The sequence below is a fragment of the Streptomyces canus genome, assembly GCF_030816965.1.
Classification (GTDB): domain Bacteria; phylum Actinomycetota; class Actinomycetes; order Streptomycetales; family Streptomycetaceae; genus Streptomyces; species Streptomyces canus_E.
Map to the genome: position 1 here is coordinate 681,055 of NZ_JAUSYQ010000002.1, position 26,954 is coordinate 708,008.

Genomic DNA, 26,954 nt, shown 5'->3' on the forward strand with positions numbered 1-26,954 from the left:
GGCCGCGTCAGGACTTTCCGTGACCAGGGGAAAGCGAGTGGCGGCGGTGTTCGAGATAGGTGCGCTCCGCCGGATTCTCGGTGAGTTCAGCGGCCTTCGCGTACGCGTCCGCGGCCTCCGGATCGCGTCCGAGCCGGCGCAGCAGGTCGGCCCGGACGGCGTGGAGGACGTGGTAGCCGTCGAGATCCAGCGCGTCCACCAGGGCGAGGGCCTGCGCGGGTCCGTCGGTCTCGGCCACAGCGACCGCCCGGTTCAGGGCCACGACAGGACTGGGAGCCACGGCCATCAGCTGGTCGTACAGCCGGCGGACCTGCCCCCAGTCGGTGGGCGCATCGCTGTGCACGGCCTGGATGGCGGCCTGGATCTGGTACGGCCCCGGCTGGTTCCGGCGCAGACACCGCCGTACGAGTGACTGACCCTCCGAGATGAGCGCGCGGTCCCAGCGGCCGGGGTCCTGCTCCGAGAGCGGCACGAGTTCACCGTTGTCATCGGTGCGGGCGGCACGGCGGGACTCGACGAGCAGCATCAGTGCGAGGAGACCGGTGACCTCGGGTTCGTCCGGCATCAGCTCGGCCAGCAGACGGCCCAGGCGTACGGCCTCCGCGCACAGGTCCGCCGTACCGCCGTACCCCTCGTTGAAGATCAGGTAGACGACGGCGAGCACTCCCTCGAGCCGGTCGGGGAGGTCGGCGTCGCGGGGGACGCGGTAGGGGATGCGGGCATCGCGGATCTTGGCTTTGGCGCGGACCAGGCGCTGGGCCATGGTCGGCTCGGGGACGAGGAAGGCGCGGGCGATACGGGCGGTGGTGAGGCCGCCGAGCAGGCGCAGGGTGAGGGCGACCTGTGCCTGGGGCGCGAGGGCCGGGTGGCAGCAGGTGAAGATGAGGCGGAGCCGTTCGTCGCGCACGGGGCCCTCCTCGGGCGGTGCGTCGGGGGCGTGCAGCAGGGCGGCCTCGGCGTGGCGGGCCTGCCTGGAGGACTCACGGCGCAGCCGGTCGATCGCACGGTGACGGGCGGTGGTGATGATCCAGCCGGCCGGGCTCGGCGGCACACCGGTCTCCGGCCAGCGCCGCACAGCCGTGGTGAAGGCGTCCTGGACCGCTTCCTCGGCGACGTCGATGTCGCCGAGGAAGCGCACCAGGACCGCGACCGCGCGGCCGTACTCCTCGCGGAAGACGCCCTCGATGTCCAGGGTCATCAGTCCTCGGACTCGTGCTGGAAGGGGCGCACCTCGATGGGCAGGGTGGTGGCCAGAGCCGCCTTGCGCCCCCACTCCAGGGCCGCGTCCAGGTCGGGCGCCTTCACGATGCAGAGGCCGCCGAGCTGTTCCTTGCCCTCGGCGTACGGCCCGTCGGTGATCAGCACGTCGCCGTCACGGGGCCGCAGCACGGTCGAGGAGTCGGGGCTGTGCAGTCCCCCGGCGAAGACCCAGGCTCCGGCCTCGCGCAGCTCCTGGTGGAAGGCGTCGAGCCGCTTGCCGATCTCGGCCAGAACCTCGGGGGCGGGCAGCTCGTCCCATCCGGGCTGCATGACGTTCAGCAGGTAGTACTGCATGTCGCTCTCCTCCTGTGAGTGTCTCTCACCCCTCTACACGAACGGCACACCCCCGGATCGACACCGCGCGCGACGGGATCGGGAGAATCTTGTCCATGACCAACGCCGCACCGCACCCGCTCCTCGCCACCGCCCACGCCCTCGCGGCCGGCCTCCTCGCCCCGCACGCGGCAGGGGTCGACCAGGCGGACGTGCCCGCGAGCCACCTCGACGCGATCAGGCGCTCGGGCCTGCTAGGGGTGAGCGCACCGAAGGAGTACGGCGGTGCGGGCGCCCCGGACGCGGTGGCGCGGGAGATCCAGGAGATCCTCGCCGGGGCCTGCTGCTCCACGTGGTTCGTGCAGACCCAGCACCACTCGCCGGTGCGGATGCTCGCGCAGTCCGCCCTGCCGGTGCGGGAGCGGCTGCTCGGGCCGCTGGCGACCGGCGAGCTGCTGGCCGGGATCGCGTTCGCGCACGTCCGCGCGTTTCCGCGGGTGCCGGTGCGGGCGACGGCCGAGCGGGGCGGCTGGCGCTTCGACGGGACGGTGCCGTGGTTCACCGGCTGGGGTCTGAACGACGTGATGCTGCTGGCCGGGGTGAGCGAGGCGGACGAGGTGGTGTTCGCGTTCACCGAGGCACGACAGCAGCCGGGACTGCGGGCGTCGGAGCCGATGCGGCTCGCGGCGCTCACCGCGGCCCGGACGGTCTCCCTGGAGCTGGACGGCCTGTGGCTGCCCGAGGACGCGGTGGTGCTGCACACTCCGCAGGAGAAGTTCGCGCTGGTGGACCGGCCCCGCAACACCAACGCCTCCCCCGCCGTCTTCGGGGTGGCGTACGCGGCGCTCCGGGTACTGGAGGAGGCCGGGGAGTCCGGGACCGCGGGTGCCCTCCGTGGCCGCCTCGACGACGTGCGCGGGCAGGTGTACGCCCTGGCCGACCACCCCGTCCCGTATGAGCGCGTCGCCGAACGACTGGCGCTCAAGACACGGTCGTACGACCTGATGCGCGCCGCCACGACCGCGGCCGTCGTGGCCGGGGGCGGCCGCGCCATGGGCCTGGACGGTACGGCCCAACGGCTGTTCCGCGAGGGGATGTTCCTGCTTGTGCAGGGACAGACCACCGAGGTGCGCCGCGCGCATCTGGACGCACTGGCGCAGCTCTAGGCCAGGAAGTCGACGAGGGCGGCCGTGAGGTGTGCGGGGGCGTCCTCCTGGACGAGGTGACCGGCGCCCGGGACCGTTTCGAGGCGTGCGCCCGGGATGCGCGCGACGAGTTCGCGCCCCTTGTCGACGGGGATCCAGGTGTCGTCCTCGCCCCAGCACACCAGGGTCGGGACCGCGATCTCGCCGTACCGGTCCTGCACTTCGTCGGTGTAGCGCTGGTCGGCCTGGGCGATCTGGCGGTAGAAGGCCGCCTGGCCCGGGTCGCCGAGCCAGGGCTCGACGAGGCGGTCGAGGACGGCGGGGTGCAGGCCGGGGCGGCTGGCGGAGCTGACGTACTCGCGGACGAGGGCCCGGTGCAGGGCGGGCGGCAGTTGGTCGAAGACGTCGGAGTGCTTGCCGACGAGCCGGAAGAACGGCGACCCCCAAGGGGCCAGCGCGACCGGGTCGACCAGGGCGAGCGAGCGGTAGCGGGCGCCGTGCAGCAGATGGGCCCGCAGGGACACGGCACCGCCGAAGTCGTGGGCCACGACCCGGGGTCGGTCGAGATCCCAGTGCGCCAGGAGCTCGGTGAAGACCCGGCCCTGGGCCGCCAGGGAGACATCCTGGCCGGCGAACATCTCCGAGGCCCCGTAGCCGGGCATGTCCCACACGAACACGTGGTGGCGGCGGGCGAGGGCGCGGGCGACGGCACGCCAGACATAGGAGGAGAAGGGCGTGCCGTGGAGGAGGACGACCGGGTCCCGGCCCACGTCTCCGAGGCTGTCCCAGCGGACCTCACCGGAGCTGCTGCGGAAGGTCCTGGTCAACGGCCAGTCGCTCACGGGCTGTTCCTCTCGACGGTTTCGCAGGTCGAGCCCGTGAGCGTATGTGGTGACGGCCTAGCTCGCGAACGGCACCTGCGCCGAGGGCGCGACCCGATCGCCGGCCGGGTGCTGCCACAGCCCCTGTGCGGCCAGGCGGGGCAGGACTCCCTCACCGAACCAGTAGGCCTCCTCCAGATGCGGGTAGCCGGAGAGCACGAACTCGTCGATGCCGAGGGCGTGGTACTCCTTGATCCGCTCCGCGACCTCGTCGTGGCTGCCGACCAGCGCGGTGCCCGCGCCGCCGCGCACCAGGCCGATGCCGGCCCACAGGTTGGGGTGGATCTCCAGGCCGTCGCGGGCGCCGCCGCCGTGCAGGGCGAGCATGCGCTGCTGCCCCTCGGACTCGCTGCGGGCGAGCCCGGCCTGCACCGACCTGACGGTCTCGGGGTCGAAACCCTCCAGGAGGCGGTTCGCCTCGGCCCAGGCCTGCTCGGAGGTGTCGCGCGTGATGACGTGCAGGCGGATTCCGAAGCGCAGGGTGCGGCCCTCCTTGGCCGCGAGCCCACGGATCCAGGCGATCTTCTCGGCGACCTGTGCAGGCGGCTCGCCCCAGGTGAGGTACACGTCGACGTACTTGGCGGCGACCTCCCCGGCGATGGGCGAGGACCCGCCGAAGTACACCTCGGGCACCGGGTCGGGCACACGCGCCAGCTTCGCGTCCTCGACGTGGAGGTGCTCGCCGTGCAGGTCGACGGTCTTGCCCTCCCACAACCCCCGTACGACGTCCAGGAATTCCCCGGTACGGCGGTAGCGGGCGTCCTTGTCGAGGAAGTCCCCGTAGGCCCGCTGTTCGTGGCTCTCACCGCCGGTGACCACGTTGAGCAGCAGCCGACCGCCGGTCTGCCGCTGGAAGGTGGACGCCATCTGCGCGGCGAGGGTGGGTGAGACGAAGCCGGGCCGGAAGGCGACCAGGAACTTCAGGCGCTCGGTGTTCTGGCTGACCATGGCGGTGGTCAGCCACGCGTCCTCGCACCAGGCGCCGGTGGGCGTGAGCGCCCCCACGAAGCCCAGGTCCTCGGCCGCGCGGGCGATCTGGCTCAGGTAGGCGACCGTCGGCGGACGGTCCCGTCCGGAGACGGTGGCGGGCGTGCCGTGACCGCCGCCCACGACATGGCGGCTGTCGCCGTTGGTGGGCAGGAACCAGTGGAAGGTGAGGGACATGGGGGCTCCGATCTGGAAGGTCCGCAGTTCGTCAGAGGAGGCCGTGGCGGGGTGGCCGGGTGCCGTTGAGCACGTACCTTCCGATGTGCTGGATCTTCCAGCGGCTCGGGTCGTGCAGGGTGTGGGTGCGGGCGTCGCGCCAATGCCGGTGCAGATTCAGGGAGTTGAGTGCCGAGCGGGTGCCGGACACCTCGAACAGGGCGCTCGCGACCTCGACCGCGGCCTGCGCCGCCGACACCTTGGCCGCGGCCACGGCGATGGACGCCTCGGCCGCCGAGTCGTCGGTGAGATCGGCCCGGGCTGCTTCCACGGCACGGGCGGCTTCCCGGAGCAGGGCCTCGGACGCCCGCACCTGGATGGCCAGTTCGCCGAAGCGCTGGATCAGCAGGGGGTCCTCGGCGGCGGTCTCGACACCGCTCTCGAACCACGGACGGCTCTTCGTCCGGACGAACTCCACTGCCTCCGCAAGCGCTCCCCCGGCGATCCCGGCGTCGATGGCGGCGTGCAGCAACTGGGCGACGGCTCCGTGGAGTTGAGGGCCCTCGAAGGTGAGGTGGTGGGGCAGGACCCGGTCGGCCGGGACCTCGACGCCTTCGAGGCGGACGGTGCCGCTGGCCGTCGTACGCTGGCCGAGTCCGTCCCAGTCGTCGATCACCGTGAGGCCGGGAGCGTTGCTGGGGACGTAGGCGACGTGCAGTTTGTCGTCCTCGGCGCGGGCCAGCACGGGGATCCAGTCGGCGAACAGGGCACCGGTGGAGTAATGCTTCACGCCGTCGAGGACGTACGAGCCGGCCGGCCCGGGGTGCAGGCGGGTACGGATGTCCTGGACGTGCTTGGTTCCGGCCTCGGACTGGGCGTTGCCGAAGCGGCGGCCGGCGAGCAGCTCGGCGAAGAAGAACTTCCGCTGTTCCTCGGTGCCCTGACGGCGGATCACATTGACGTAGGCGAAGTGGCTCTGCGGGATCTGGGAAAGGCTTCCGTCGGCGGAGGCGAGCAGCCGGAAGATCTCGGCGAGGGTGGAGGAGCTCACGTCCGCTCCCCCGTGCTCTGCGGGGACGGTGACGGCGAGCAGCCCGGAGGCGGAGAGCCGGTCCAACTCCTCGCGCGGCAGCCTGCGTTCGGCGTCCCTGGTGGAGGCGCCCGCGCGGAACTCCGCGGCAAGTGACGCGGCGACCGCGAGGGCCTCCGCGTCGTCGGCGATCACATGGGCGGTCATGGGGATCAGCTCGCCGCCGCGAGCACCGGCCGCCGTCCCAGCGCGGTCGAGAACTGGTCGACGACCTGCGTGAGCGCCTCGGTCGCGGCCGGTGCGACGGTCAGCGAGCCGTCCTCCTGCACGGCGATGTCCTTGTCGAGGGTGAACCAGCCCTGCACGATGTGGGCCGCGCCCATGGAGCTGAGGACCGGGCGGAGCGCGTAGTCGATGGCCAGGACGTGGGCGGTGGAGCCGCCGGTGGCCAGAGGCAGCACGGTCTTGCCGAGGAGGGCGTACTGCGGGAGCAGGTCGAGCAGGGCCTTGAGGACACCGGAGTACGAGGCCTTGTAGACGGGAGTGCCTACGACGATCCCGTCGGCGCGCTCGAAGAGCTCGGTCACCTCGACGATCGCCGGGTGCTTGAAGTCGGCGCCGAGCAGGGCCTCGGCGGGGACGGTGCGGACGTCGAGCGGGATCACCTCGTGGCCCTGCGCGGTCAGGCGCCGGTCGAGGTGGCGCAGCAGCCGGTTGGTGCGGGAGGAGGCGGAGGGACTGCCGGAGACGGACAGGACGGTGGCCATGCGGTCCTCTTTCGGGGAGGAGGGGCGCCCCCGGTTCAGGAGGGGGCGCCCCTGGGGAAGCGGTCAGGAGTACCAGGTGGGCTCGGGCAGCTCGCCTTCGAGGACCCAGCGGCCGACCTCGCGCCGCTTGTACGCGACCGGGTCGTGGAGGGTGTGGGTGCGGACGTTGCGCCAGAAGCGGTCCAGGCCCTCCGAGGTGGCCGTGGAGCGGGCGCCCGTCACCTCGAAGATCCGGTGGGAGATCTCCAGGGCCACGTCGGTGGCGCGGGCCTTGACCGCGGCCACCCGGACCTCGAAGTCCCCTCGCGTCTGCTCGGTGACCGCGTCGGGGTCGTCGTGGAGCTTCTGTCCCTCGGCGGCGACGGCGTCGGCGAGGGCCTCGGCCGCCCAGAGCTTGGCGGTGAGGTCACCGTAGATGTCGATGACATACGGCTCGTCGACCGCGCGCTCGTAGCCGCCGTGCAGCCAGGAGCGGGACTTCTCGCGGGTGTAGGTGGCGGCCGTCTCCAGGGCACCACCCGCGATGCCCAGGTAGAAGTTGACGAAGACCAGCTGGATGGTGGGGACGTTGAGGGTGTTGTAGACGCGCGGCTGGAACACCTTGTCGGCATAGCCGGCCGCGTTCGCCCATGGGGTGCGCACTCCGTCGAGGGTGACGCCGCCGCTCTCGGTGAGGCGCTGACCGATGTTGTCCCAGTCGTCGTGGAAGGTCAGGCCTTCCGAGTCGGAGGGCACGATCGCGAAGATGTGCTGGTCGGTGCCCTCCAGGACGCCTTCCAGGACGGTGACGTCGGAGACCTTGCTGCCGGTGGAGAAGGACTTGCGGCCGGTGTAGACGAGGTCGTCGCCGTCCTCGGTCACCACGACGTCCTTGTCGCGCGGGTTGACCGCGCCACCGAAGAACCAGCGGTTGCGGGACGCCTCGGCCTCGACATGCTCCCACTGCTCGCGGGTGCCGACCAGGCGGGCGGCCCAGAACCACAGGTAGTGGTAGCCGAGGAGCTGGCCGATGGAGCCGTCGGCCTTGGCGACCTCGCGGACGACCCGGTAGGCGGTGGGCCAGTCCTGGCCGCCACCGCCGTGTTCGGTGGGGCCGAGCAGGGTGACGAGACCGGCGTCCTTCAGGAGCTGGACCTCGGCGTACGGGGTGGCGCCCACATGGTCGCGTTCGGCGGCGTCGGTGGCGAGGACGGCGGCGACCTCGGCGGCGCGGGCGATCCAGTCCTGGGTGGTCTCGGGGGCGGGGCGGGTCTGCCAGTCGGTGGGCGTGACGGTGCTCATGCGGATGACCTCTTTCGCAGGTGGGGGGATCAGGCGTCGGAGTCCGGGAGCTGGCCCTCCAGCTCCCGCACGAGCGGCAGCACTCGCTTGCCGAAGTACTCGACCTCCTCGTGGTAGTGCAGGAAGCCGAGGAGGAGGAGGTCCACGCCGAGCTTCTTGTAGGCGACGATCCGTTCGGCGATCTGCTCCGGCGTGCCGATGAGGCCGGTGCGGAAGCCGTCGTTGTACTGGACGAGGTCCTCGAAGGTGGAGTCCTGCCACATGCCCTTCTTGTCGCCGGTGGACTGTCCGGCCTGCTTCACGGCCGCACCGAATCCCTCGACGGCCTCCGTGTCGGCCTTGGCGACGATCTCCCTCAGCGTCTCGCGGGCCTCGGCCTCGGTGTCCCGGGCGATGAGGAAGCCGTTGAGGCCGAACTTCGGTGCCCTGCGCCCGACTTCGGCGGCGGACTTGCGGACGTCGGTGATCTGCTCGACGACTCCGTCGAAGTCCTTGCCGTTGGAGAAGTACCAGTCGGACACCCGGCCGGCCATGGCGCGGGCGGCGCTGGAGTTGCCGCCCTGGAAGATCTCCGGGTGCGGCCGGTCCTCGGTGTTGAGGGGCTTGGGCTTGAGGGAGAAGTCCCGCAACCGGTAGAAGTCACCGGCGAGTTCGGCGTGGTCCTCCGTCCAGATCTTGCGCAGGGCGGTGATGAACTCCTCGGAGCGGCGGTAGCGCTCGTCGTGCTCCAGCCAGGGCTCACCGAGGGCGGTGAACTCGCCCTTGAACCAGCCCGATACGACGTTCACGGCGAAGCGGCCCTTGGAGAGGTGGTCGGCCGTCGCGCCGAGCTTGGCGAGGACGCCCGGGTGCCACAGACCGGGGTGGACGGCGGCGATGACCTTCAGGCGCTGGGTGGCGAGCAGCAGAGCGAGGCTGAAGCTGGTCGACTCGTGCTGAAACTCGGCGCCGTAGCTGGCCATGTAGCGGACCTGGCTGAGGGCGTAGTCGAAGCCGTTGTTCTCGGCGAGGACGGCGAGTTCGCGGTTGTAGTCGTAGCCCCAGTCGGTGCGCTGCTCGATCTTGCTGGTGACCAGTCCCCCACTGACGTTGGGGACCCAGTAGGCGAATTTCACGGGCGCGGCAGGCATGCATGACTCCTGTTGCGGAATGTTTTCGGGCACGCCGAATTCAAGAGGTGCGCGGGCACAGGGAATTCAGGCGGGGAAAGCCTCAGAAAGAGGGAAAGCGCGGCGGATCACAGGAGGTTGATCAGGCCGCGGCGCAACAGGAGGCACTGGAGACGCGCGCGAGGTCGACATGGCGTCGCCGCGTGAGGTCCAGTCGCATCTTCATGTCGTCGATCGTGACAGCCGGTGGCGAGAGGCGTCAAGGAAAACCCGACCGGTCTCGTATCGCGGACCATTGAATTTCACGAACGTGTGACAGGGAAACCCTTGAACCGGGCGGGAAATGACCCGCATTCTGCGGGGCATGCGGACGGAACAGTTGGAATACATCGCCGCGGTGACCCGGCTCGGCTCACTGCGCCGGGCGGCGGACGAACTGCGCCTGTCGCAGCCCGCGTTGAGCGAGACTGTGCGGAACCTGGAGCGGGAGCTCGGGGTCGACCTGCTGGAGCGCAAGCGGTCCGGGGCGACGATGAGCGCGGAGGGCCGGGAGCTGCTGCCGCACATCGTCGGCGTGCTGGAGGCGGTGGACCGGCTGCGGGCGGCGGCGGGCGAGCAGCACCGCATCAGCCGTATGGTCCGGGTCGGCACGGTGAACGCGGCGACCGTGCCGCTGCTCATTCCGGCGGTCGAGGACTTCCGGGCCGCTCATCCGGTCACCCAGGTCGAGGTGGTCGGCGCACAGCAGACGGAGATCCACCGGGCCCTGTCCGAGGGCGGTTTCGACCTCGGTCTGGTCAATCACCTCGACGGCGACGACACGCCCGCGGGATTCGAGTCCACGCAGCTGCTGCGGGGGCGGCCGGTGGTGTGCCTGCGCCCGGACAGTCCGCTGGCCGCGCGGCCCGGTGTGTCGGTGGACGACCTGCTCACCCAGCCGTTGATCGCGATGCGCACCGGCTATGTCATGCACCGTTTCGTCCACCGGCTGCTGGGCCACCCCGGCTCGTCCTTCGCGTACTCCACCGACGGTGCCGAGATGGGCAAGCTGATGGTGGCCGAGGGGCTGGGGGTGACCGTGCTGCCCGACTTCAGCGTGGTCGGGGATCCGCTGGAGCGGCAGGGCACGATCACCCACCGGCCGATCGAGGGCGACACGACCCGGGTGCTGCTGATGCTTCAGCGCCGCAGGGCCGAGTCCGTGCCGCGGGCGGCCCGGGACCTGCACGAGGTGTTCGTCCGCCGGGCCCGGCACCTGGGCGGGACGCTCACCCCGCCCGGCTGAGCCGCTCCCAGGAGGAGCGCGGTCGTTCAGTCCTCGTCCCGCCCCGGGACGACCACGAGGAACGCGTCCGACTTCAGATCCATCACGACGGTCGCGGGCTCACCCTTGGCCCGTCGCTCCGCCGCGTACTCTTCCGCCGGCCACGATCCGCGAGGAGCTCCCGCAGGAAACCGCTCCAACACCTTCGCGCCCATAGCGGCGAACACCTCCAGCATCGATGTACGACTCGAACCGTCCTGTCTCGTACGAGTGCGGCTTCCCGCGATGGGCGCGATCATGTTCCCGAGCCCGCGTTTTCGTCCACGGGTGCCGGCCGTAGGCAGGAACCGAGCCCGCGGCCGGCCCGCCGACGAGTTCACGAGGCACCGCATCCGAGGCGAGCCACGGCACGGAAGTGATCAGCAGGGGGGCCTGGACGAAGGACCGAGGGCCGATGGAGCACGACGACACGCGAGAGGGACTGCGCTGCCTGGTGACCGGCGCCACGGGGTACATCGGCGGCCGTCTCGTCCCCGAACTCCTGTCGGCGGGACACCGGGTGCGCTGCCTTGCCCGCTCCCCCGACCGGCTGCGCGACCATCCCTGGGCCGACCGTGCCGAGGTGGTGGCCGGTGACGTGACCGACGCCGCGTCCGTCGCCCGCGGTCTGGCCGGGGTGGATGTGGCGTACTACCTGGTGCACTCGATGAGCTCCGGCAAGGACTTCGAGGAGACCGACCGCAGGGCGGCGCTGATCTTCGCCGAGCAGGCCCGGATCGCGGGCGTGCGGCGGATCGTGCACCTCAGCGGGCTCATCCCGGCGGGCGTGCCCGAGCACGAGCTCTCCCCGCACCTGCGCTCCCGTGCCGAGGTGGCCCGCATCCTGCTCGATTCCGGGGTCCCGACCACGGTCCTGCGGGCGGCCGTCGTCATCGGCTCGGGTTCCGCGTCCTTCGAGATGTTGCGGTACCTGACCGAACGCCTTCCCGTGATGGTCACCCCGCGCTGGGTGCACACCCGCATCCAGCCCGTGGCGGTCCGCGACGTACTCCGGGCCCTCGTCGGCAGCGCCCGCATGCCGTCGGACGTCAACCGTGCCTTCGACATCGGCGGACCTGAGGTGCTGACGTACCGGCAGATGATGCTCAGGTACGCGGCGGTCGCCGGACTGCCGCGCCGGATCATCCTGCCGGTGCCGGTGCTCACCCCCGGGCTCTCCAGCCACTGGGTGGGCCTGGTGACACCGGTGCCCGCCTCGATCGCCCGGCCGCTCACCGAGTCGCTGCGGCACGAGGTGGTCTGCCACGAGCACGACATCGACCGCCATCTCTCCGGCCCGCCCGGTCGTCCGATCGGCTTCGACGAGGCCGTACGACTGGCTCTGCAACGGGTGCGGGAAGCGCGGGTCACGACACGATGGTCCTCGGCCTCGGTGCCGGGCGCCCCCAGCGATCCGCTGCCCACCGACCCCGACTGGGCGGGCGGAAGTCTCTACAGCGACCACCGGGAGCTCCGGGTCGACGCCTCGCCGGAGGCGCTGTGGCGGGTCATCGAGGGCATCGGCGGCGAGAACGGCTGGTACTCCTTCCCGCTCGCCTGGGTGGTTCGGGGGTGGCTGGACCGGCTGATGGGCGGGGTCGGGCTGCGCCGGGGGCGCCGGGACGCGGCCCGGCTGCGGGTCGGTGACTCGCTGGACTTCTGGCGGGTCGAGGCGATCGAGCCCGGCAGGCTGCTGCGGTTGCGGGCCGAGATGCGGCTGCCGGGACTGGCCTGGCTGGAGATGTGCGCGGTCACGGACGGGGACGGCCGCACCCGTTACCGGCAGCGCGCCCTGTTCCATCCTCATGGTCTGCTCGGCCAGGCCTACTGGTGGAGCGTCTCCCCCTTCCACGCGATCGTCTTCGGCGGCATGGCCCGCAACATCGCCCGGGCCGCGGCGGGTTCGGCGGTCCGCGGTCCGGAGCACACCCCTGCCCGCTGACCTCCCGGCTCCTCCCTGCCTCCCGGAGCACGCACCATGAGCATCTCGGTCGTCCTGTTCACCTGCGACCTGCGGCTGCACGACCACCCGCCGCTCAGAGCCGCGCTCAACGGCACCGAGCAGGTCGTCCCGCTGTTCGTGCGGGACCAGGCCGTGGACGCCGCCGGATTCGCCGCCCCCAACCGGCTGGCGTTCCTGGCCGACTGTCTGCGCGACCTCGACGCCGGTCTGCGCGAGCGGGGCGGCCGGCTTGTCGTGCGCCACGGCAGCCTCGTCGAGGAAGTGTGCAAGGTCGCCGCCGAGGCGGACGCCGACGAGGTGCACATGGCGTCCGACGTCAGCGCCCACGCCCACCGGCGGGAGGAGCGGCTGCGCCGGGCCCTGGAGGCGGAGGGCCTACGGCTGCACGTCCACGACACGGTGATCACGGCCGTCGCCCCCGGCGCGGTGGTCCCGGCCGCCTCGGACCATTTCGCCGTCTTCACTCCCTACTTCCGGCGCTGGTCCCAGGAGCGGCTGCGGGACCCGCTCCCCGCCCCGCGGACCGTGCGGGTCCCGGCCGGCGTCGGGTCCGAGCTCCTGCCGTCCCGTGCCGACGTGTCCGGACTCTCGGAAGGACTCGCCGACGGCGGTGAGACGGAGGGCCGCGAGCGGCTCACCACCTGGTTGCGGGCGGGCGTGACCGCGTACGAGGACCGCCACGACGACCTGGCCGGCGACGCGACCTCCCGGCTCTCCCCGCACCTTCACTTCGGCACCCTCTCCCCCGTCGAACTCGTCCACCGGGCGCGCCGGGCAGGTGGTCCGGGCGCCGAGGCCTTCGTACGGCAGCTCGCCTGGCGCGACTTCAACCGGCAGGTGCTCGCGGCCCGCCCTGCCGCGGCCACCGCCGACTACCGCACCCGGCACGACCGTTGGCGCTCCGAGCGGGACGCCGCCGAGGACATCGGGGCGTGGAAGGAGGGCCGCACCGGCTACCCGGTCATCGACGCGGCGATGCGCCAGCTGCGCCACGAGGGGTGGATGCACAACCGGTGCCGTCTGCTGACGGCGAGCTTCCTGACCAAGACGCTGTACGTGGACTGGCGCGTCGGTGCCCGGCACTTCCTGGATCTGCTGGTCGACGGCGACCTTGCCAACAACCAGCTCAACTGGCAGTGGATGGCGGGTACCGGCACCGACACCCGGCCCCACCGCGTCCTGAACCCCGTCACCCAGGCCAAGCGGTACGACCCCGACGGCAGCTACGTCCGCCGCTGGGTGCCCGAACTGGCCGCGCTGCGGGGGCCCCTGGTGCACGAGCCGTGGAAGCTGCGGGGCCTGGACCGCGCGGCGCTCGACTATCCGGATCCGATCGTGGAGCTGCCCGAGGGGCTCGCCCGCTTCAAGCGGGCCCGTGGCCGTGACTGAGGCCATCCGGGAACCGGGGGTACCGCTCGGCCGTGGCATGGCGCTCTCCGGGAGACGAGCCCTGCCTCCTCTACACATAAAGGGAAAATAAGCGCAGAATGTACACAGGCGGCGCTTACCGCACACCGCACCAGACGCGGTCAGGCCAGTGAGTCAAAGGAGACGAGTCATGGCCAACGTCTCGCACACCAGAGGTGACATCACCAGCCACCCCGACGCTCCGGAAATGCGGGAACGCTACGCCCGCATGCTCGGCGGTCGTGATGTGGCGCTCGTGGACGGACCGGTGTTCCTGCTCGGTCTGTACTGCGCCGTATCCCCCTGGATACTCCACTACACGACGAGCCAGCCCGCCCTCGTGACCCACAACCTCATCGTGGGCATAGCGATCGGTCTGCTGGCTCTCGGGTTCACCCAGACCCCTGAGCGCATGTACGGCCTCAGCTGGGCCTTCTGCGCGGTCGGCATCTGGATGATCATCGCCCCCTGGGTCGTCGGCGACAGCCCCGACGCCGGTGTGGCGCTGAACAACATCATCATCGGCGCCCTCGCGGTGATCCTGGGGATGATGTGCACCGTCACGGCGGCGAAGAGCGCCCCCAAGCCGTAGAGGATCCTCGACCCAGAAGAAGGGGGGCCGGTCCACGCTCGGTGGGCCGGCCCTCCCTCCGCACGCCGTCACCCCAGGAGGGAGCCCAGCTCACGCCGGTGAGCGGCGACCCACTCCCACGCGGCCCGTACCTCGTCCACGGCCCCCTGGTCCCGCAGCCCGACCATGGCCGGCTCGCCACGCCGCGCCCCGGCCTCGATCCCTCGCCGGCACCGGTCCTGCCACCACAGCACCGTGTCCAGCAGCCGGTCCCGCCCGTCGAGGCCGTAGGCGTCGCAGACCAGCCGAATCCGGCGAGCGGCCTCCGACACGTCGGTGACAGCCGGCCCCAGGTCGAGGTACTGCCAGCACACGTGGGCGACGTCGTGGATCCGGGCGCCCGGAGCGGCCAGGTCCCAGTCGATGAACGCCGAAGGGCGCCATACGCCGTCCGTCACGGCGTACACGGTGTTCTTCGGCGCGAGGTCGTTGTGGCAGACGACGTCCCGATCGCCGGCGAGCGGCGTCCCGTGGGTCAGGTCGTGGAAGGCCCGGACGAGTCGGACGACCTCCACGAGGGCTTCGTCGTCACGGGCGGCGACACGCTCGGACGAGGTCACCGCGGCCCTCCCCTCGAGGTAGCCGAACGTCTCCCGGCCGTGTTCGTCGACGCCGAGGAACCGGGGCGCGCCCCGCCAGCGGGCACTCTCGAACAGCGCGAGCAACTCCCGTACGAACGCCGACCGTTGCGACGGTGTGCGCCGCACGGTCTCTCCGACCCGGACGACCGCGTTGACCGCGCCGCCGCCGAGCACCGACTCCTCCATCCGACCGCCTCCCGGGGCAGGATCGACCCATGGACACGAACAAGACCTTCACCCTCGTCCCGCCCGCACGTCTCGAAGGCTACGGCGTCCTGCTGCGCGCGTGGGCGGACGCGGACCTCGCCGACCTGGTCGCGCTCTACGACGACCCGGAGATGGCCCGCTGGACGCCGGTGGCCTCGCCGTTCGACCTGGACGCGGCCCGCGCCTATCTCGCCGGCGCGCGGGAGGGGCAGGCCGAGGGACGGAAGATCCAGTTGGCCGTCACCACGGACGGGCTGCTTCCCCTCGGGGAGGTGTTGCTGTTCCGCAGCGGTTCGGACGGGCGTGACCTGGAGCTCGCCTACGGCATCGGGCCCGCCCACCGGGGCCAGGGGCTCGCCGGGCGGGCGGTGCGCCTCGCGGCCGAGTACGCGGTCCGGGAGATCCTGCCCCGCCGGGTGGTCCTGTGCATCGACGCCGCCAACGCGGCGAGCGAGGCGGTCGCCCGGTCCTGTGCGTTCGAGCTCACGGACGAGCCGCCGGTCAGGAGGGTGTCGCGCGGCCGGGAGGTCGTCCTGCGCACCTGGCACCTGCGTGCCTGAAACTCCGTGGTCCTGCGGGGACTTGGCGTGCCACTCTCACCGTATGGATCACGCGGAGGTTCTGCTCCTCGGAGGACGCGCCGGAGTCGGCAAGGCGACCGTGGGCTGGGAGGTCTCGGCGCGGTTGCGGGCCGCTCGGGTCGCCCATGCCGTGATCGACGGTGACTTCATGGGGCAGGTGCATCCGGCGCCCGAGGGCGATCCGCACCGGGCCGCCATCGGTGAGCGCAACCTGACCGCCGTGTGGGGGAACTACGCCGAACTCGGCTACCGGCGTCTCGTCTACACCAACACCGTGAGCGTGCTGGAGGAGTCGACGGGCGTGTTCCGGCGGGCGATGGGCGACGGCGTCCGGATCGTACGGGTCCTGCTCACCGCGAGCGACGAGACGACCGAGCGGCGGCTGGCCGGGCGGGAGCTCGGCTCCGAGCTGGAGCAGGAGCTGCGGGGCAGCGCCCGCAAGGCCCGGATGCTGGACGTGCGTGCGCCCGCCGGCACGCTGCGCGTGGTGACCGACGGGCGCACGGTGATCGACATCGCGGCCGAGGTGACGGCCGCGACCGGGTGGGTCCCGGCGTGGGTCAGCTGACGTTCAGTGCCGTGTCGTCGATGACGAACGACGTCTGGAGGGTGGAGCCCTCCGTGCCGGTGAACTTGAGGGTGACGGTCTGGCCGGCGTAGCCCGCCAGGCTGAAGCTGCGCTGGGTGTAGCCGGAGGCCGCGTTGAGGTTCGAGTACGTGGCCAGAGTGCTCAGTACCGTGCCCGAGCTGTTCAGGACCTGCACCTTGAGGGTGTCGTAGGCGGTGCTGGTGCTGGTCTCGGCGGTGTCGACGTGCAGGTAGAAACTGAGCGTGGCCGTGGTGCACGCGGTGGGAACGGTCACCGACTGGGACAGGGTGTCGGTGTGCGCGGAGCCGTAGCCGGCGAGCCAGGCGTAGTAGGAGCCGGTGCGGGCGGACTCGTCGCCGGAGTTGGTGATCACGCCGCTGGTGGTGTTCCACGTGCTGCTGCCGGACTCGAAGCCGTTGTTGCCGAGGAGCTGGGCGGACGTGCAGGTGGAACCGCCGCCGCCATCGCCGCTGCCGCTGCCGCCGGCCAGCCATTCCGTGGCGTTGAGGGCGAGGGCGGCGTTGGTGGCGCCGGTGTCGTTCCAGCCGTCGTAGAGGGTGTTGCCGGACTGGCCGGTGCCGTCGTCGATGGGTGAGCTGTCGCCCCAGAAGGCGACCTTGCCGCTGCCGAAGGTGCTGGTGGCGAAGAAGGCGCCGGTGTTGCCGGAGTAACCGGTGCGGTAGAGCAGGCCCTTGACGGCGGAGTTGTCGGCGGGCTTGAGGGTGGCCGTGGTGCCGCTGGCGATCAGGCTCTTGGTGACGGTGCCGAAGGAGCCGTGCAGGACGGGGTTGCTGCTGTCGCTGATGGCCGACGGGTAGTCGGAGCTGATGCTCAGGGAGTCGATGGAGAAGCCGAACGGGTCGGTGGAGTCGACGCTGTTGTTGGTCATCAGGTCGTTGAGGATCTCGAGCGCGTCCTCGCCGTCGTTGTTGCGGTCGGCGCCAGTGTGGTCGGAGATCATGAAGAGGCCGCCGCCGTTCTTCACGAAGGTCATGATCGCGGTCTTCTCGGCGGTGGTGAAGAGCGTGTTGGGCTCGGGCAGGACCAGGGTGTCGAAGTTCGACAGGTCGGTGGCCGTGGAGCCGCCGTAAGTGAGGGCGCTCGTCGAGGTCTTGAGGCTGTAGTCGCCGGTCTTCTGGAGGGCGACGCCCCAGGAGGAGAGGGCGCCGGTCCAGTCGGTCTCCTTCGAGGGCGAGGAGCCCTGCCCGGTGGGGTCGGGCTGGCTGGTGGAGATGATCCAGTCTGCGTTGCCGGCGGTCTCGGCGTGGGCGTTGTCGAAAAGGATCCGGTGCGGGGTGGCAGCGGCGGCGGGGGTGGCGGTGACCTGCACGGCGACACCTGCGGCGACAAGGCTGAATCCGGCGAGGACCGCGCCGAGTCTGTGGCGGGGAACGGTAAGTCCGAGCATCCGGCATACCTCCGTGAGGAGTTGGGGAAGGGTGATGCGGGGAGGGGAACTACGCGCATAGATATACGACCAATTTGAACGGTACATGACACTAAGAAGGCTGAACAGAACAGCCCAGGTCCACCCGACCAGGATTGACCGGGTATTGACCGACCGTTGGGACGGAGCCGGACTGACGCCGCCCCCAGCGGGCATCCGGACTACATCGGGGCTCATCGGAAAAGGGGCGGAGATGGAAGTCGACGGCATCATCAGTGCCATCGTGATCGGCATAGTCATCGGTGTCCTGGGCCGGCTCGTGGTTCCGGGCCGCCAGCGCATCGGGATCCTGTGGACCATTCTGGTCGGCATCGCGGCCGCGCTGATCGGCTCGGCGATCGCCGGAGCCTTCGACGTGGCCGACACCAAGGGCATCGACTGGGTCGAGTGGCTCATCCAGATCGGCCTCGCCGCGCTCGGCGTGGCGGCGCTGGACCGGTCGAAGGCGCGCCGCTGACGGTCGTACGGCACAAGGCACGACACGAGCACGCGCGAGAACGCGGCGCGCCGGAGTCTCCGGCGCGCCGCCGGGCGTGGATGCCCTGAGTGCGGTTGCTCCGACGAGTGTGGGTGCCCCGACGGCAAATCCCGTTGCGCCCGCGGGGACACGACGGCAGGCTTCAAGCGCCCGCCGCCCCTCTTCCCGTGACGGAGACTCGCTTGCCCTACCACGTCACCCCGCTCGCCGACCCCGAACCCGCCGCCTCCAGCCGCCGTCTGGCCTGGCTGGCCTCCGGGGACGACGGTGTCCCGCTCGGGTCCGCCTTCCTGCGGCTGTTCACGAAGGAGGGGCAGGAGCACCTCGCCGAACTGCACCTCGCCGTGCACGGCGCCGAGCGGCGGCAGGGCGTCGGAAGCCGGCTGCTGAAGGCCGCCGTGGGCGCCGCGAAGGCGGAACGACGGCGGTCGGTGATCGCGCAGGCCGTACAGGGCTCCCCCGCCGATCTGTTCCTGGCCGCGCGGGGATTCCGGCAGGTCCTGGCGCTCACGTACGCCCGGCTCCCGCTGGCCGACGTCGATCGTGCCGCGATCGACGCACTCGTCGAACTACCGCACCCCGGTTACCGGTTGACCGAGTGGGAGGGCACCGTGCCGGACGCGCTGGCGCGGTCCTTCGCCGACTCTCGACGGGCGATGGACGACATGCCGATGGAGGGGACGGACTTCGGCAGGGTCGTCTGGGACGTGGAGCGCGTGGTCGCGGCCGCGGAGGCGATCGCGCGACGCGGAGAGCTGCTGCACACCGTCGCCGCCGTGGACGCGACGGACGGCAGCGTGGTCGGCTTCTCCGAACTGGTCGTGCCGGGCGACGGGTCGGGGGACGGCCAGCACTACGGCACCGCCGTGCTGCCCGAGCACCGCGGGAAGGGACTCGCCCGCTGGATGAAGGCCGCGGCCGTCCGCCACGCTCTCGAACGGCACCCGAGACTGTCCGGGTTGTGCACCGACACCGCCGAGAGCAACAAGCCGATGCTCGCCGTCAACGACTCACTCGGATACCTGCCGACGCACAAGTCCGTGGAGTACCAGCTCGACCTGTGATCACCGGGCCGTCGCGGCCCGCAGTGCGGCCAGGCCCTCGCGGCTGGACGGGTATGCGGGCGTCCAGCCCAGTTCCCGCTCGGCTTTCTCCGCCGACACCCTCATGTTCGCCGAGAACATCGTGTGCGCGTAGCTCATCGGCCGCGTGAGCCACAAAGGTACGGTCATCGGCCTCGGCAGTCCGAACTCCTCGGCGACGCACAGCAGATGGGCGCGGAAGCCGAGCGGTGTGCGGTCCGCGACGTTGTACGCATGCCCCGGGCGCCCGTGGGCGACCGCCGCGGCCACCGCGCGGGCCGCGTCGGTGAGTTCGACCCACGGCAGGACCCGGCCGTGGTCGGCGGGGGCGGGCAGTTGCCGCTTGCGCAGCAGGGTCAGGATGTTGTCGGTGCCGCCGGGGCCGTAGAAGAGGCCGAAGCGCAGGGCGATGCCCTCCAATCCGGCTGCCTCGAAGGTGAGTTGTTCCTTCATGCGCATGCCGGCGAGGTGCCGTTCCAGCTCCGGGTCGGTGCCGCGCGGCCCGAACTCGTCGTCCTCCGTGATCGGTCGGTCGCCGAAGTCGCCGTACCCGTATCCGAAGACCATCGACTCGGTGACGAAGCGGCGGGCGCCGGTGGCCCGGGCGGCCTCGACGAGGTGGGCGGTGCCCTCGATGCGCAGCGCGTCGGTGGCGTTCATGTCGCGGTGGCGCATGGGCGGCTTGCGCAGGGCGGTCGCCGCGTGGACGACCGTGTCGAAGTGCTGCCCGTCCACGGCCCGCAGCAGGGTGTCGCGGTCCATGAGGTCGGCCCGGACGCCGTTGCCCTCGCTCCGGCCGAGTCCGGTGACCTTGTGGCCCGCGTCGGTCAGGGCCTTGGCGATGTGGCGGCCCAGGACGCCGCTCGCGCCGGCGAGGAGGATGCTCTGGCGCTGGTTCGTCGTCATACCGGTGCGACGGATCGGGCGGGCCCGGATGTGACATCCCGGCCGCCGGGCTCTACAGCTGTCCCGGCCACCGGGCGCTACGGCTGGTACACATGCGGCTGCGTGATCGTCAGCGGCTCGAACCCGAGGCGTTCCAGGATCGGCCGGCTCGTGGCCAGCGCGTCGACCTGGAGGTAGCGGTATCCACGCTCCACGGCGGCGCGGGCCCGGTGCGCGACCAGGGCGCGGTAGATCCCGCGGCCGCGCCAGCCCTCGACGGTGCCGCCGCCCCACAGGCCTGCGAAGCGGGTGCCGGGCACGAGTTCCATGCGGGCCGCGCTGACCGGCACGTCTCCGGCGAGCGCGACGACGGCGACCACGGTGTCGGGGTCGTCCAGCCGGGCGAGCAGCTGGTGCCGCAGCCGGGAGCTGTCGGTGCCGAAGGCCTTCTCGTGCACATCCGCCACGAGGTCGACGCCCGCCCGGTCGGTGACCGGAAGGAAACGGATCCCCTCGGGCGGTTCGACGTCCAGGGTGAGGTCGGCGACCTCGGCGATCATCAGCGTCTCCTCGGGCTCGGGGGTGAACCCGGCCGCCCTGAGCCGCTGTCCGAGGTCGAACGGCAGGTCGTGACCGTACAGCTTCCACTCGAACTCGCGGCCGAGGCCGGTGTAGTACGCGATCTGCTCGGCGATCGCCTTGTCGGCGCTCGACGCGTCCAGGTCGGACCAGACGACGCCGTTCCAGCCGTGCTCGGCGGCGACCTGGCGGACCACCCCGCCGACCCGCTCGACACGGGCACCGGGACCGTCCGGCTGTGCGCCTTCGCGCATGTCCCGGTCGAAGAGGGCGAGTACCGCAACATGATCCATGGCCCCACTTCATCACCCGGACGCCTCCGCGGCAATGGCGATTACGGTCGCCCGGCCTCCGCGCGCACCGCCGCCAGGTAGGCGCTGAGCCGGTCGCGGTTGCGGGCCAGACAGTCGATCCGGGCCTGGATGCGATCGACGTGGGCCTCCAGGAGGGCCGCGGTCCGAGGTGTCAGGTGCTCGGGCGGCAACAGGATCTCCTCCGGCCCCGACAGGTACGGCAGGATCGCGCGGATCATCTCCGTGGTCAGGCCCGAGTCCAGCAGCCCGCGGATCTGCTGGACGTCCTGGACCGCCGCCTCTCCGAAGGCGCGGTAGCCGTTGTCGGTGCGCTCGGGGTGCAGCAGGCCCTGCTCCTCGTAGTAGCGCAGCAGCCGGGTGGGGACGCCGGTGCGGCGGGACAGCTCACCGATCCTCATCACGTACTCCCGGGTCACCCTTGCCTTCACACTGATGTGAAGGTCCGAACATGGTCGCATGTCCACCACCTGCCCGGCCAAGGGCACAGCCCCGCCCGCGTCCGCCCCGCTTCCGTGGTCCGGGCTCCTCGCCCTGTCGACGACCGCCTTCACCGCTGTGCTGACCGAGTTGCTGCCCGCGGGTCTGCTGCCCCGCATGGCCCCGGACCTGGGCGTCTCAGAGGCCCGGATCGGCTTCCTCGTCACCGGGTACGCGCTCGCGTCCTTCGCCGCCGCGATCCCGCTCACGGCTGTGCTGCGCGGGCTGCCACGTCGGCCGGTGCTCGTCGGGGCGCTGCTCGGCTTCGCGGTGAGCAACGCGGTGGTGGCGGTGTCCTCGTCGTACGCCCTCACCTTCGGGGCACGACTGGTGGCCGGGGGCATGGGCGGGACGCTCTGGGCGATGCTCGCCGGATACGCGGCACGGATGGTGCCGGCCGAGCGGCGCGGCCGGGCGATCGCGATCGTCCTCGCCGGGATCACCCTCGCTCTGGCCCTGGGCGTTCCGGCCGGGACCGCGCTGGCCGGGACGGTGGGCTGGCGCACGGCGTTCGGGCTGCTGTCCGGGCTCGCGGTGCTGCTGGTGGGCTGGGTGCGGTGGCGGGTGCCCGGTTTCCCGGGAGAGGCGCGGCACGCGCGCGTGCCGCTCGTCCGGGTCGCCGCGCTGCCGGGCATCCCGGCCGTTCTGTCCGTCACGCTGTTCCTGCTGGTGGGGCACCAGGTGATGTACACGTACGTCGCCCCGTTCGCGACGCATGCCGGTTTCGGCCGTACGGGACTGGTGCTGCTGGTGTTCGGGGCGGCGACGGTGGTGGGGATCTGGATCACCGGGGTGCTGGTGGACCGGCGTCTGCGGCCGACGCTCGTGGGCGCGCTGGCACTGTGCGTGGCCGTGATGCTCGCGCTGGGGCTCGCCGCCGGGGTCCCTGGTGTGCTGCTGATCTCGGTCGCCATGTGGGGCGTCGCCTTCGGGGGTGCGCCGACGCTGATCCAGACGGCACTGATCGACGCGTCGGGGCCGGAGCAGGCGGACGTGGCGACGTCGTTGCAGACCACGGTGTACAACGCCGGGATCGCGCTGGGTTCGCTGACCGGGGGGCTCGTACTGGAGGGCGGGGGCGCCGGGGCGCTGCCGTGGGCCGCGTTGCCGTTGGTCGCGGTGGCCCTCGGGGTGGTCACCGTGGCCCGAAAGGCGTTTCCGGCGACGCGGCGACGACCTTAGGCTCGTGGCGAGGAGGGCTGTATTCCATGGTCGTGAAGGACACCGAACTGCCGTATCTGCGCCGCTGCGTCGAGCTGGCCACCGAGGCACTGGAGGCCGGGGACGAACCGTTCGGCTCGGTCCTGGTGAGCGCTGACGGAGAGATCCTCGCCGAGGACCACAACCGCGTGGCCTCGGGGGACCGCACCCGGCATCCCGAGTTCGAGCTGGCCCGCTGGGCGGCGGCGCACATGACGCCCGAGGAGCGGGCGGCGGCCACCGTGTACACCTCGGGCGAGCACTGTCCGATGTGCGCGGCCGCGCACGCCTGGGTGGGCCTCGGACGCATCGTGTACGTCGCCTCGTCCGAGCAACTGGCCCAGTGGCTCACCCAGTTGGGCGTCCCGGCACCACCGGTACGGACACTGCCGGTCAACGAGGTCGCCCCCGGCGTGATCGTGGAGGGTCCGGTGCCCGAGCTGACCGAGCGTGTGCGGCAGTTGCACGGCCGGTTCCATCAACGCTGACACACGCTCTCCCGGATGCAGGCCCGCGCCCCGGAGCCTCCGATCGAAATGGGACCAGGTGGAAGCCCGGTACATGCCGTCCGCACACGCCTTGCCGGCTCGTCCGACGACCTGAGGGCCCTGATCACCCTGGCGCCAGATCTTGCGAACACCACCTACCGGAACCCGCTGATCGACTACGCGTGTGCAGGGCCGAAGCTGCCTCGGAGACTCGTTGCCAAGGCCCACCGCATCCGTAAGAACTGAAAGGGCTGTCGTGCCAACCGGTGCCAGTCAGGATGGCCTTCCGGCTCCTGGCCACGTGATCTGCCAGACAGTGCCTGGCGAAGGCGCGAGCACCGCACGGCACCGCAGACGGACAGGCCACCGCCCGGCGCAAGAGCGTGGGGCCGAACCGGTCGCCGTACGGCGAAAGGCCGCGGGCCAGCGCAGCGCCGCGCGGCGGGGGGCGGGGGTGGCCGTACGGCGGAGGCATAGGAGGGACGCGGCACCGCGCAGCCGACAACCGAAGCCGGGCGGGAAAGGTCCGATGGACGGCCGGCGTGAGCATGGCGTGTCGGCCGAGGGCGGGCGGGAAGGTCCAGCGAACGACCGGGCGCGAGCACCGCGCCGCACGGCCGACACGGCCGGCCGAGCGGGACGGGGCCAGCGAACACCGGCTCACGGGCATCGAGCGGGCACAGGTCAGGGCACATTCCATGATCGCGCTCCCCCGGAGGCGTCCCGTCGAAGGGCCGCTTATCGTGATCGAGGGCGCCGATGGGCGTCCTTGGAGGCATGGATGCTCGCCAAGGTGACGAGGCGGCGATGCGCTCTCTCCGGAGCCGTGGGGCTGGCCCTGCTCGGCGCCGGACTGCCGTCCGTGGTCACGGACGGCTCCGGACCGGACCTGTCGCGCTTCTACCGCCAGGAGATCAAGTGGTCGAAGTGCGTGGGCATGGAGGCCCCGAACGACCTCCAGTGCGGAAAGGTCACTGTTCCCCTCGACTACGCGAAGCCCCGCACGGGCACCCTCGAACTGGCACTCGCCCGCTACCGGGCGACGACCAAGCACAAACGTGGCTCGGTGCTGCTGAACTTCGGCGGCCCGGGCGGCGCGGGCGTGCCCGCACTCGCGGCCAACGGCGACGACTTCATGGCCCTCACGGACGAGTACGACGTGGTGTCCTTCGATCCGCGCGGGGTGGGCAGGTCCTCCCCGGTCAGTTGTGGCAACGGCACCGACGAGGCGCTGGCGGCCACCGGCGACGACACCGCCTTCAAGCAGGACCCGCAGGCCGTGCTCGGGACGTTGCGGAAGGCCGCCGACCAGTGCACCAAGCACTCCGGACCCGTGCTCCCGCACATCGGCACGGTGAACGTCTCCCGCGACCTGGACATCATGCGCCAGGCCCTCGGCGACAAGAAGCTGAACTACCTCGGTTTCTCGTACGGCAGCAGACTCGGCGCGGTGTACGCGGCCCAGTTCCCCAAGAAGGTGGGCCGGTTGGTGCTGGACGGTGTGGACACCCTCACCGAGCCGCTGGCGGAACAGGGCGTGGCGGGCGCCGCCGGGCAGCAGACGGCGCTGGAGGACTTCGTGGACTGGTGCGTGAAGGACATCGCCTGTCCGTTCGGCACCGACGCGCGCGGCGCCCGGGAACAGGTCCTGCAACTCGTGGCGTCGCTGGACGAGGACCCCGTGCCGACGGACTTCGGCCCCGACTTCACCGGACAGGACCTCGTGGGCGCCATCGGCCAGGCCCTCTACAGCAAGGATCTGTGGCCCTCGCTGGAGCGGGCGCTCGCCGAGCTGGTGGAGCAGGGCGACACGACGGGCGTCCTCGGCTTCGCGGGCGGCGGCTCCGATGTCCTCACCCGCACGCGCCCTCCCTCCGACGACCCGACGCACAGCACCCTCACCGACGTGGAGGACGTGCCGTTCGACAATCTTCCGGCGGCGCTGATGGCGGTCAACTGCGCGGACGATCCCGACCGCCCCGGCGCCGACCGGATCACCAAGGACCTGGCCCGGCTGCGCGCCGCCTACGAGCAGGCGTCGCCGGTCTTCGGCCGATACCGGCTCACCGAGTACCTGATCTGCTACGGCCGCCCGAAGGGTACCGACTTCATCCGCGAGAAAGTGCGCGAGGTCCGTACCCCGAAGATGCTCCTCGTCGGCACCCGCGGCGACCCCGCGACGCCGTACCGCTGGACCGTGGAGACCGCGAAGCGCCTCGGCGACTCGGCCGTGGTCCTCGACAACAAGGGCGAGGGCCACACCGGTTACGGCTCCTCCAAGTGCGTGCACCGCAAGGTCGACGACTTCCTGCTGTACGGCAGCCTCCCGCCCGACGGCAGCTCCTGCGGGCCCGAACGCGACCACTGAGATCCACTCCGTCCACGATCCCGGCATGAGTGAACGGGACGACACGGCGAGGAGTTGAAGACCGCCCGACTGTGTCTGCGGCGCCCGGCCGAAGCCGACATCGACGTGATCCTCGGCGTCCACAGCGACCCCGAGACCTGCGCGCACAACCCCTCCGACGCACTCACCCGGCGTGGGGAGGCCGAACAGCGCTACCGGGTCCCGCACGATCGGGCGGGTCATACGGAAGACCGCACCGGGCTCCAGGGCGCCCGCAGCTCCGGCAGCCCGAGGAGTGCCCTGAATGCCCGATCACGTTGCCCCAAATGCCCGGTCGGCCGATCGGGCCTATGGTGCTGTTATGGAGCACGCACTCAGCCCTGCGACCCTCTCCGAACTGCGCCGCCCGCGCGCCTATCCGGCGGTGTCCGTACTGACGCCGACCCACCGCCGTGAACCCGAGAACGCCCAGGATCCGGTCCGGCTGCGCAATGTGGTGGCCAAGGCCAAGAAACAGCTGGAGGCCGACCCGGCGGTCCCACGGGAACGGCGCGCCGACGTCATGCGGCAACTCGACCTGGCCCTCGCCGAGATCGATCTGGCGCACGCCGAGGACGGTCTGGCGATCTTCGCCGCTCCGGGCGAGCACCAGGTGTGGTCCCTGTCCCGTGCCGTACCGGAGCGCGTGGTGCTCTCGGACACCTTCCTGACCCGCAACCTCGTCTCCGCCCAGGCCTCGGAGCGGCCGTTCTGGGTACTGTCGGTCTCGGCCGACCGCGCCACACTGTGGAACGGCGACGTCGACCGCGTCACCGAGCACCGCGCCGCCGGCTTTCCACTGACCAGGACCCGCGAGAATTTCGACGCCGAGCGGCTGGAGCGGATCGGTGACATGCCGAGCACCTTCCGGGACGAGGACACGCGGCACTTCCTGCGGGACGCCGACACTGCGCTGGCCAAGCTCCTGCGCGAGGAGCCGCGGCCGCTGTACGTCACCGGCGAGACCGCGGCGCTGTCCGCGCTGGACGACGTCGGCAGCGTCACCAAGGACGCGGTGCACGTCCCGCACGGCGGTCTCGCGCACGGCACCCCGGACGCGGTCTGGCAGGCGGTCCGGCCGCTGGTCGCCGCGGAGGCCCGCAAGAGCACCGACGCGGTGACCCTGGAGCTCGAAGCGGCGCGCGGACGGCGGGCGTTCGCGGCCGGTGTCGACGAGATCTGGCAGAGCGCCCGGGAGGGCCGACTGCGATTGCTGGCCGTCGAGGAGAACTACCGGGTGACGGTCCGCGACGTGGACGGCGACCATCTGATCCCGGCCGAGAGCGGCGACCTCGACGCCCGCGAGGACATCGTGGACGAGATCGTCGAACAGTGCCTGGAGACCGGTGCCGACGTCCGCTTCGTACCGGACGGCACACTGGGCGGCTCCGACGGCATCGCGGGGGTGCTGCGGTACTGAGGCGGGGACGGCTGGACGGCTCCACGGCCACCGCGGGCGCCGAGACC

General features: G+C 71.4%; 28 protein-coding genes. 13 read left to right on the top strand and 15 right to left on the bottom strand.

Features of this window, described 5'->3' with window-relative positions; translation table 11 throughout:
• Positions 1 to 7: 7 nt before the first annotated feature.
• Together QF027_RS04095 and QF027_RS04100 are read right to left on the bottom strand one after the other, a co-directional pair.
• Complete coding sequence (locus QF027_RS04095) at positions 8 to 1,198, bottom strand: RNA polymerase sigma factor (RefSeq protein ID WP_307072677.1); 1,191 nt, start codon at positions 1,196 to 1,198, stop codon at positions 8 to 10.
• Positions 1,198 to 1,554 (bottom strand): YciI family protein, encoded by a 357-nt coding sequence (locus tag QF027_RS04100; protein ID WP_069758532.1) that lies wholly within the window; start codon positions 1,552 to 1,554, stop codon positions 1,198 to 1,200. Before QF027_RS04100 ends, QF027_RS04095 begins: the two co-directional genes overlap by 1 nt.
• 95 nt (positions 1,555 to 1,649) lie before the next feature.
• Here QF027_RS04100 and QF027_RS04105 point away from each other — a divergent pair, with 95 nt between their 5' ends.
• Positions 1,650 to 2,699, top strand: a complete 1,050-nt coding sequence (locus QF027_RS04105) for an acyl-CoA dehydrogenase family protein (RefSeq protein WP_307072680.1) — start codon at positions 1,650 to 1,652, stop codon at positions 2,697 to 2,699.
• Here QF027_RS04105 and QF027_RS04110 read toward each other — a convergent pair.
• From QF027_RS04110 to QF027_RS49505, 7 genes are all read right to left on the bottom strand, one after another.
• Complete coding sequence (locus QF027_RS04110) at positions 2,696 to 3,520, bottom strand: alpha/beta fold hydrolase (protein WP_307072681.1); 825 nt, start codon at positions 3,518 to 3,520, stop codon at positions 2,696 to 2,698. The two genes, QF027_RS04105 and QF027_RS04110, sit on opposite strands and share 4 nt — an antisense overlap.
• Before the next feature lie 57 nt (positions 3,521 to 3,577).
• Positions 3,578 to 4,723 carry an LLM class flavin-dependent oxidoreductase gene (locus tag QF027_RS04115; protein WP_306985959.1) on the bottom strand — a complete coding sequence of 382 codons (1,146 nt, stop codon included), beginning with the start codon at positions 4,721 to 4,723 and terminating at the stop codon, positions 3,578 to 3,580.
• 31 nt (positions 4,724 to 4,754) lie between these two features.
• Complete coding sequence (locus QF027_RS04120; protein WP_307072683.1) at positions 4,755 to 5,939, bottom strand: SfnB family sulfur acquisition oxidoreductase; 1,185 nt, start codon at positions 5,937 to 5,939, stop codon at positions 4,755 to 4,757.
• 5 nt (positions 5,940 to 5,944) lie between these two features.
• The gene (gene ssuE / locus QF027_RS04125; protein WP_307072686.1) at positions 5,945 to 6,499 is read right to left on the bottom strand and encodes an NADPH-dependent FMN reductase; all 555 of its coding nucleotides are present in this window, start codon (positions 6,497 to 6,499) and stop codon (positions 5,945 to 5,947) included.
• A gap of 63 nt (positions 6,500 to 6,562) precedes the next feature.
• On the bottom strand, positions 6,563 to 7,780 hold the full coding sequence (locus QF027_RS04130) for an acyl-CoA dehydrogenase family protein (RefSeq protein ID WP_307072688.1): 1,218 nt from the start codon (positions 7,778 to 7,780) through the stop codon (positions 6,563 to 6,565).
• A gap of 29 nt (positions 7,781 to 7,809) precedes the next feature.
• Positions 7,810 to 8,910 (bottom strand): dimethylsulfone monooxygenase SfnG, encoded by a 1,101-nt coding sequence (sfnG, locus tag QF027_RS04135; protein ID WP_307072690.1) that lies wholly within the window; start codon positions 8,908 to 8,910, stop codon positions 7,810 to 7,812.
• 121 nt (positions 8,911 to 9,031) lie between these two features.
• Entirely contained in the window at positions 9,032 to 9,115 is an 84-nt protein-coding gene (locus QF027_RS49505) for a putative leader peptide (RefSeq protein ID WP_350760414.1), read from the bottom strand.
• 138 nt (positions 9,116 to 9,253) lie between these two features.
• Here QF027_RS49505 and QF027_RS04140 point away from each other — a divergent pair, with 138 nt between their 5' ends.
• Complete coding sequence (locus QF027_RS04140) at positions 9,254 to 10,174, top strand: LysR family transcriptional regulator (RefSeq protein WP_307072692.1); 921 nt, start codon at positions 9,254 to 9,256, stop codon at positions 10,172 to 10,174.
• Positions 10,175 to 10,200: 26 nt separating this feature from the next.
• Here the strand turns inward: QF027_RS04140 and QF027_RS04145 are convergent, their stop codons facing one another.
• Complete coding sequence (locus QF027_RS04145; RefSeq protein WP_059208846.1) at positions 10,201 to 10,389, bottom strand: hypothetical protein; 189 nt, start codon at positions 10,387 to 10,389, stop codon at positions 10,201 to 10,203.
• Positions 10,390 to 10,607: 218 nt separating this feature from the next.
• On the opposite strand from QF027_RS04145, the gene QF027_RS04150 reads away from it, so the two are divergent.
• From QF027_RS04150 to QF027_RS04160, 3 genes are all read left to right on the top strand, one after another.
• Positions 10,608 to 12,134, top strand: a complete 1,527-nt coding sequence (locus tag QF027_RS04150; RefSeq protein ID WP_306985946.1) for an SDR family oxidoreductase — start codon at positions 10,608 to 10,610, stop codon at positions 12,132 to 12,134.
• Between the two features lie 36 nt (positions 12,135 to 12,170).
• The gene (locus QF027_RS04155; protein ID WP_307072694.1) at positions 12,171 to 13,544 is read left to right on the top strand and encodes a cryptochrome/photolyase family protein; all 1,374 of its coding nucleotides are present in this window, start codon (positions 12,171 to 12,173) and stop codon (positions 13,542 to 13,544) included.
• A 169-nt stretch (positions 13,545 to 13,713) separates the two neighbouring features.
• The gene (locus tag QF027_RS04160; protein ID WP_306985944.1) at positions 13,714 to 14,154 is read left to right on the top strand and encodes an SPW repeat protein; all 441 of its coding nucleotides are present in this window, start codon (positions 13,714 to 13,716) and stop codon (positions 14,152 to 14,154) included.
• 68 nt (positions 14,155 to 14,222) lie between these two features.
• Here the strand turns inward: QF027_RS04160 and QF027_RS04165 are convergent, their stop codons facing one another.
• Entirely contained in the window at positions 14,223 to 14,960 is a 738-nt protein-coding gene (locus QF027_RS04165; RefSeq protein ID WP_307072696.1) for a phosphotransferase, read from the bottom strand.
• A gap of 29 nt (positions 14,961 to 14,989) precedes the next feature.
• Between QF027_RS04165 and QF027_RS04170 the strand changes: the two genes are divergently transcribed.
• Positions 14,990 to 15,541 (top strand): GNAT family N-acetyltransferase, encoded by a 552-nt coding sequence (locus QF027_RS04170; protein WP_306985940.1) that lies wholly within the window; start codon positions 14,990 to 14,992, stop codon positions 15,539 to 15,541.
• A gap of 43 nt (positions 15,542 to 15,584) precedes the next feature.
• Positions 15,585 to 16,130, top strand: a complete 546-nt coding sequence (locus QF027_RS04175; RefSeq protein ID WP_307072698.1) for a hypothetical protein — start codon at positions 15,585 to 15,587, stop codon at positions 16,128 to 16,130.
• On the opposite strand, the gene QF027_RS04180 is transcribed toward QF027_RS04175, so the two are convergent.
• Positions 16,123 to 17,559: a hydrolase gene (locus QF027_RS04180; protein ID WP_307072700.1), complete on the bottom strand. Its 1,437-nt coding sequence runs from the start codon at positions 17,557 to 17,559 to the stop codon at positions 16,123 to 16,125. The genes QF027_RS04175 and QF027_RS04180 overlap by 8 nt on opposite strands.
• A 232-nt stretch (positions 17,560 to 17,791) precedes the next feature.
• Here QF027_RS04180 and QF027_RS04185 point away from each other — a divergent pair, with 232 nt between their 5' ends.
• Both QF027_RS04185 and QF027_RS04190 read left to right on the top strand, forming a co-directional pair.
• Positions 17,792 to 18,055, top strand: coding sequence for a GlsB/YeaQ/YmgE family stress response membrane protein (locus QF027_RS04185; protein WP_307072701.1), 264 nt, complete (start codon positions 17,792 to 17,794; stop codon positions 18,053 to 18,055).
• 203 nt (positions 18,056 to 18,258) lie between these two features.
• Positions 18,259 to 19,140, top strand: coding sequence for a GNAT family N-acetyltransferase (locus QF027_RS04190; protein ID WP_306985932.1), 882 nt, complete (start codon positions 18,259 to 18,261; stop codon positions 19,138 to 19,140).
• Here the strand turns inward: QF027_RS04190 and QF027_RS04195 are convergent, their stop codons facing one another.
• The 3 genes from QF027_RS04195 to QF027_RS04205 all read right to left on the bottom strand — a co-directional run bounded on the left by QF027_RS04195 (position 19,141) and on the right by QF027_RS04205 (position 21,334).
• Positions 19,141 to 20,064, bottom strand: a complete 924-nt coding sequence (locus QF027_RS04195; protein ID WP_307072703.1) for an NAD-dependent epimerase/dehydratase family protein — start codon at positions 20,062 to 20,064, stop codon at positions 19,141 to 19,143.
• A gap of 77 nt (positions 20,065 to 20,141) precedes the next feature.
• Positions 20,142 to 20,915 carry a GNAT family N-acetyltransferase gene (locus tag QF027_RS04200; protein WP_306985927.1) on the bottom strand — a complete coding sequence of 258 codons (774 nt, stop codon included), beginning with the start codon at positions 20,913 to 20,915 and terminating at the stop codon, positions 20,142 to 20,144.
• A 41-nt stretch (positions 20,916 to 20,956) separates the two neighbouring features.
• Positions 20,957 to 21,334, bottom strand: a complete 378-nt coding sequence (locus tag QF027_RS04205; protein WP_307072706.1) for a MerR family transcriptional regulator — start codon at positions 21,332 to 21,334, stop codon at positions 20,957 to 20,959.
• Between the two features lie 58 nt (positions 21,335 to 21,392).
• Between QF027_RS04205 and QF027_RS04210 the strand changes: the two genes are divergently transcribed.
• The 4 genes from QF027_RS04210 (at position 21,393) to QF027_RS04225 (ending at position 26,907) form a co-directional block, all read left to right on the top strand.
• Entirely contained in the window at positions 21,393 to 22,595 is a 1,203-nt protein-coding gene (locus QF027_RS04210) for an MFS transporter (RefSeq protein ID WP_307072709.1), read from the top strand.
• A 26-nt stretch (positions 22,596 to 22,621) separates the two neighbouring features.
• Complete coding sequence (locus tag QF027_RS04215; RefSeq protein ID WP_307072710.1) at positions 22,622 to 23,101, top strand: nucleoside deaminase; 480 nt, start codon at positions 22,622 to 22,624, stop codon at positions 23,099 to 23,101.
• A 781-nt stretch (positions 23,102 to 23,882) separates the two neighbouring features.
• The gene (locus tag QF027_RS04220; RefSeq protein WP_307072713.1) at positions 23,883 to 25,469 is read left to right on the top strand and encodes an alpha/beta hydrolase; all 1,587 of its coding nucleotides are present in this window, start codon (positions 23,883 to 23,885) and stop codon (positions 25,467 to 25,469) included.
• Positions 25,470 to 25,809: 340 nt separating this feature from the next.
• On the top strand, positions 25,810 to 26,907 hold the full coding sequence (locus tag QF027_RS04225; protein WP_307072715.1) for a baeRF3 domain-containing protein: 1,098 nt from the start codon (positions 25,810 to 25,812) through the stop codon (positions 26,905 to 26,907).
• The last annotated feature ends 47 nt before the right edge of the window (positions 26,908 to 26,954 follow it).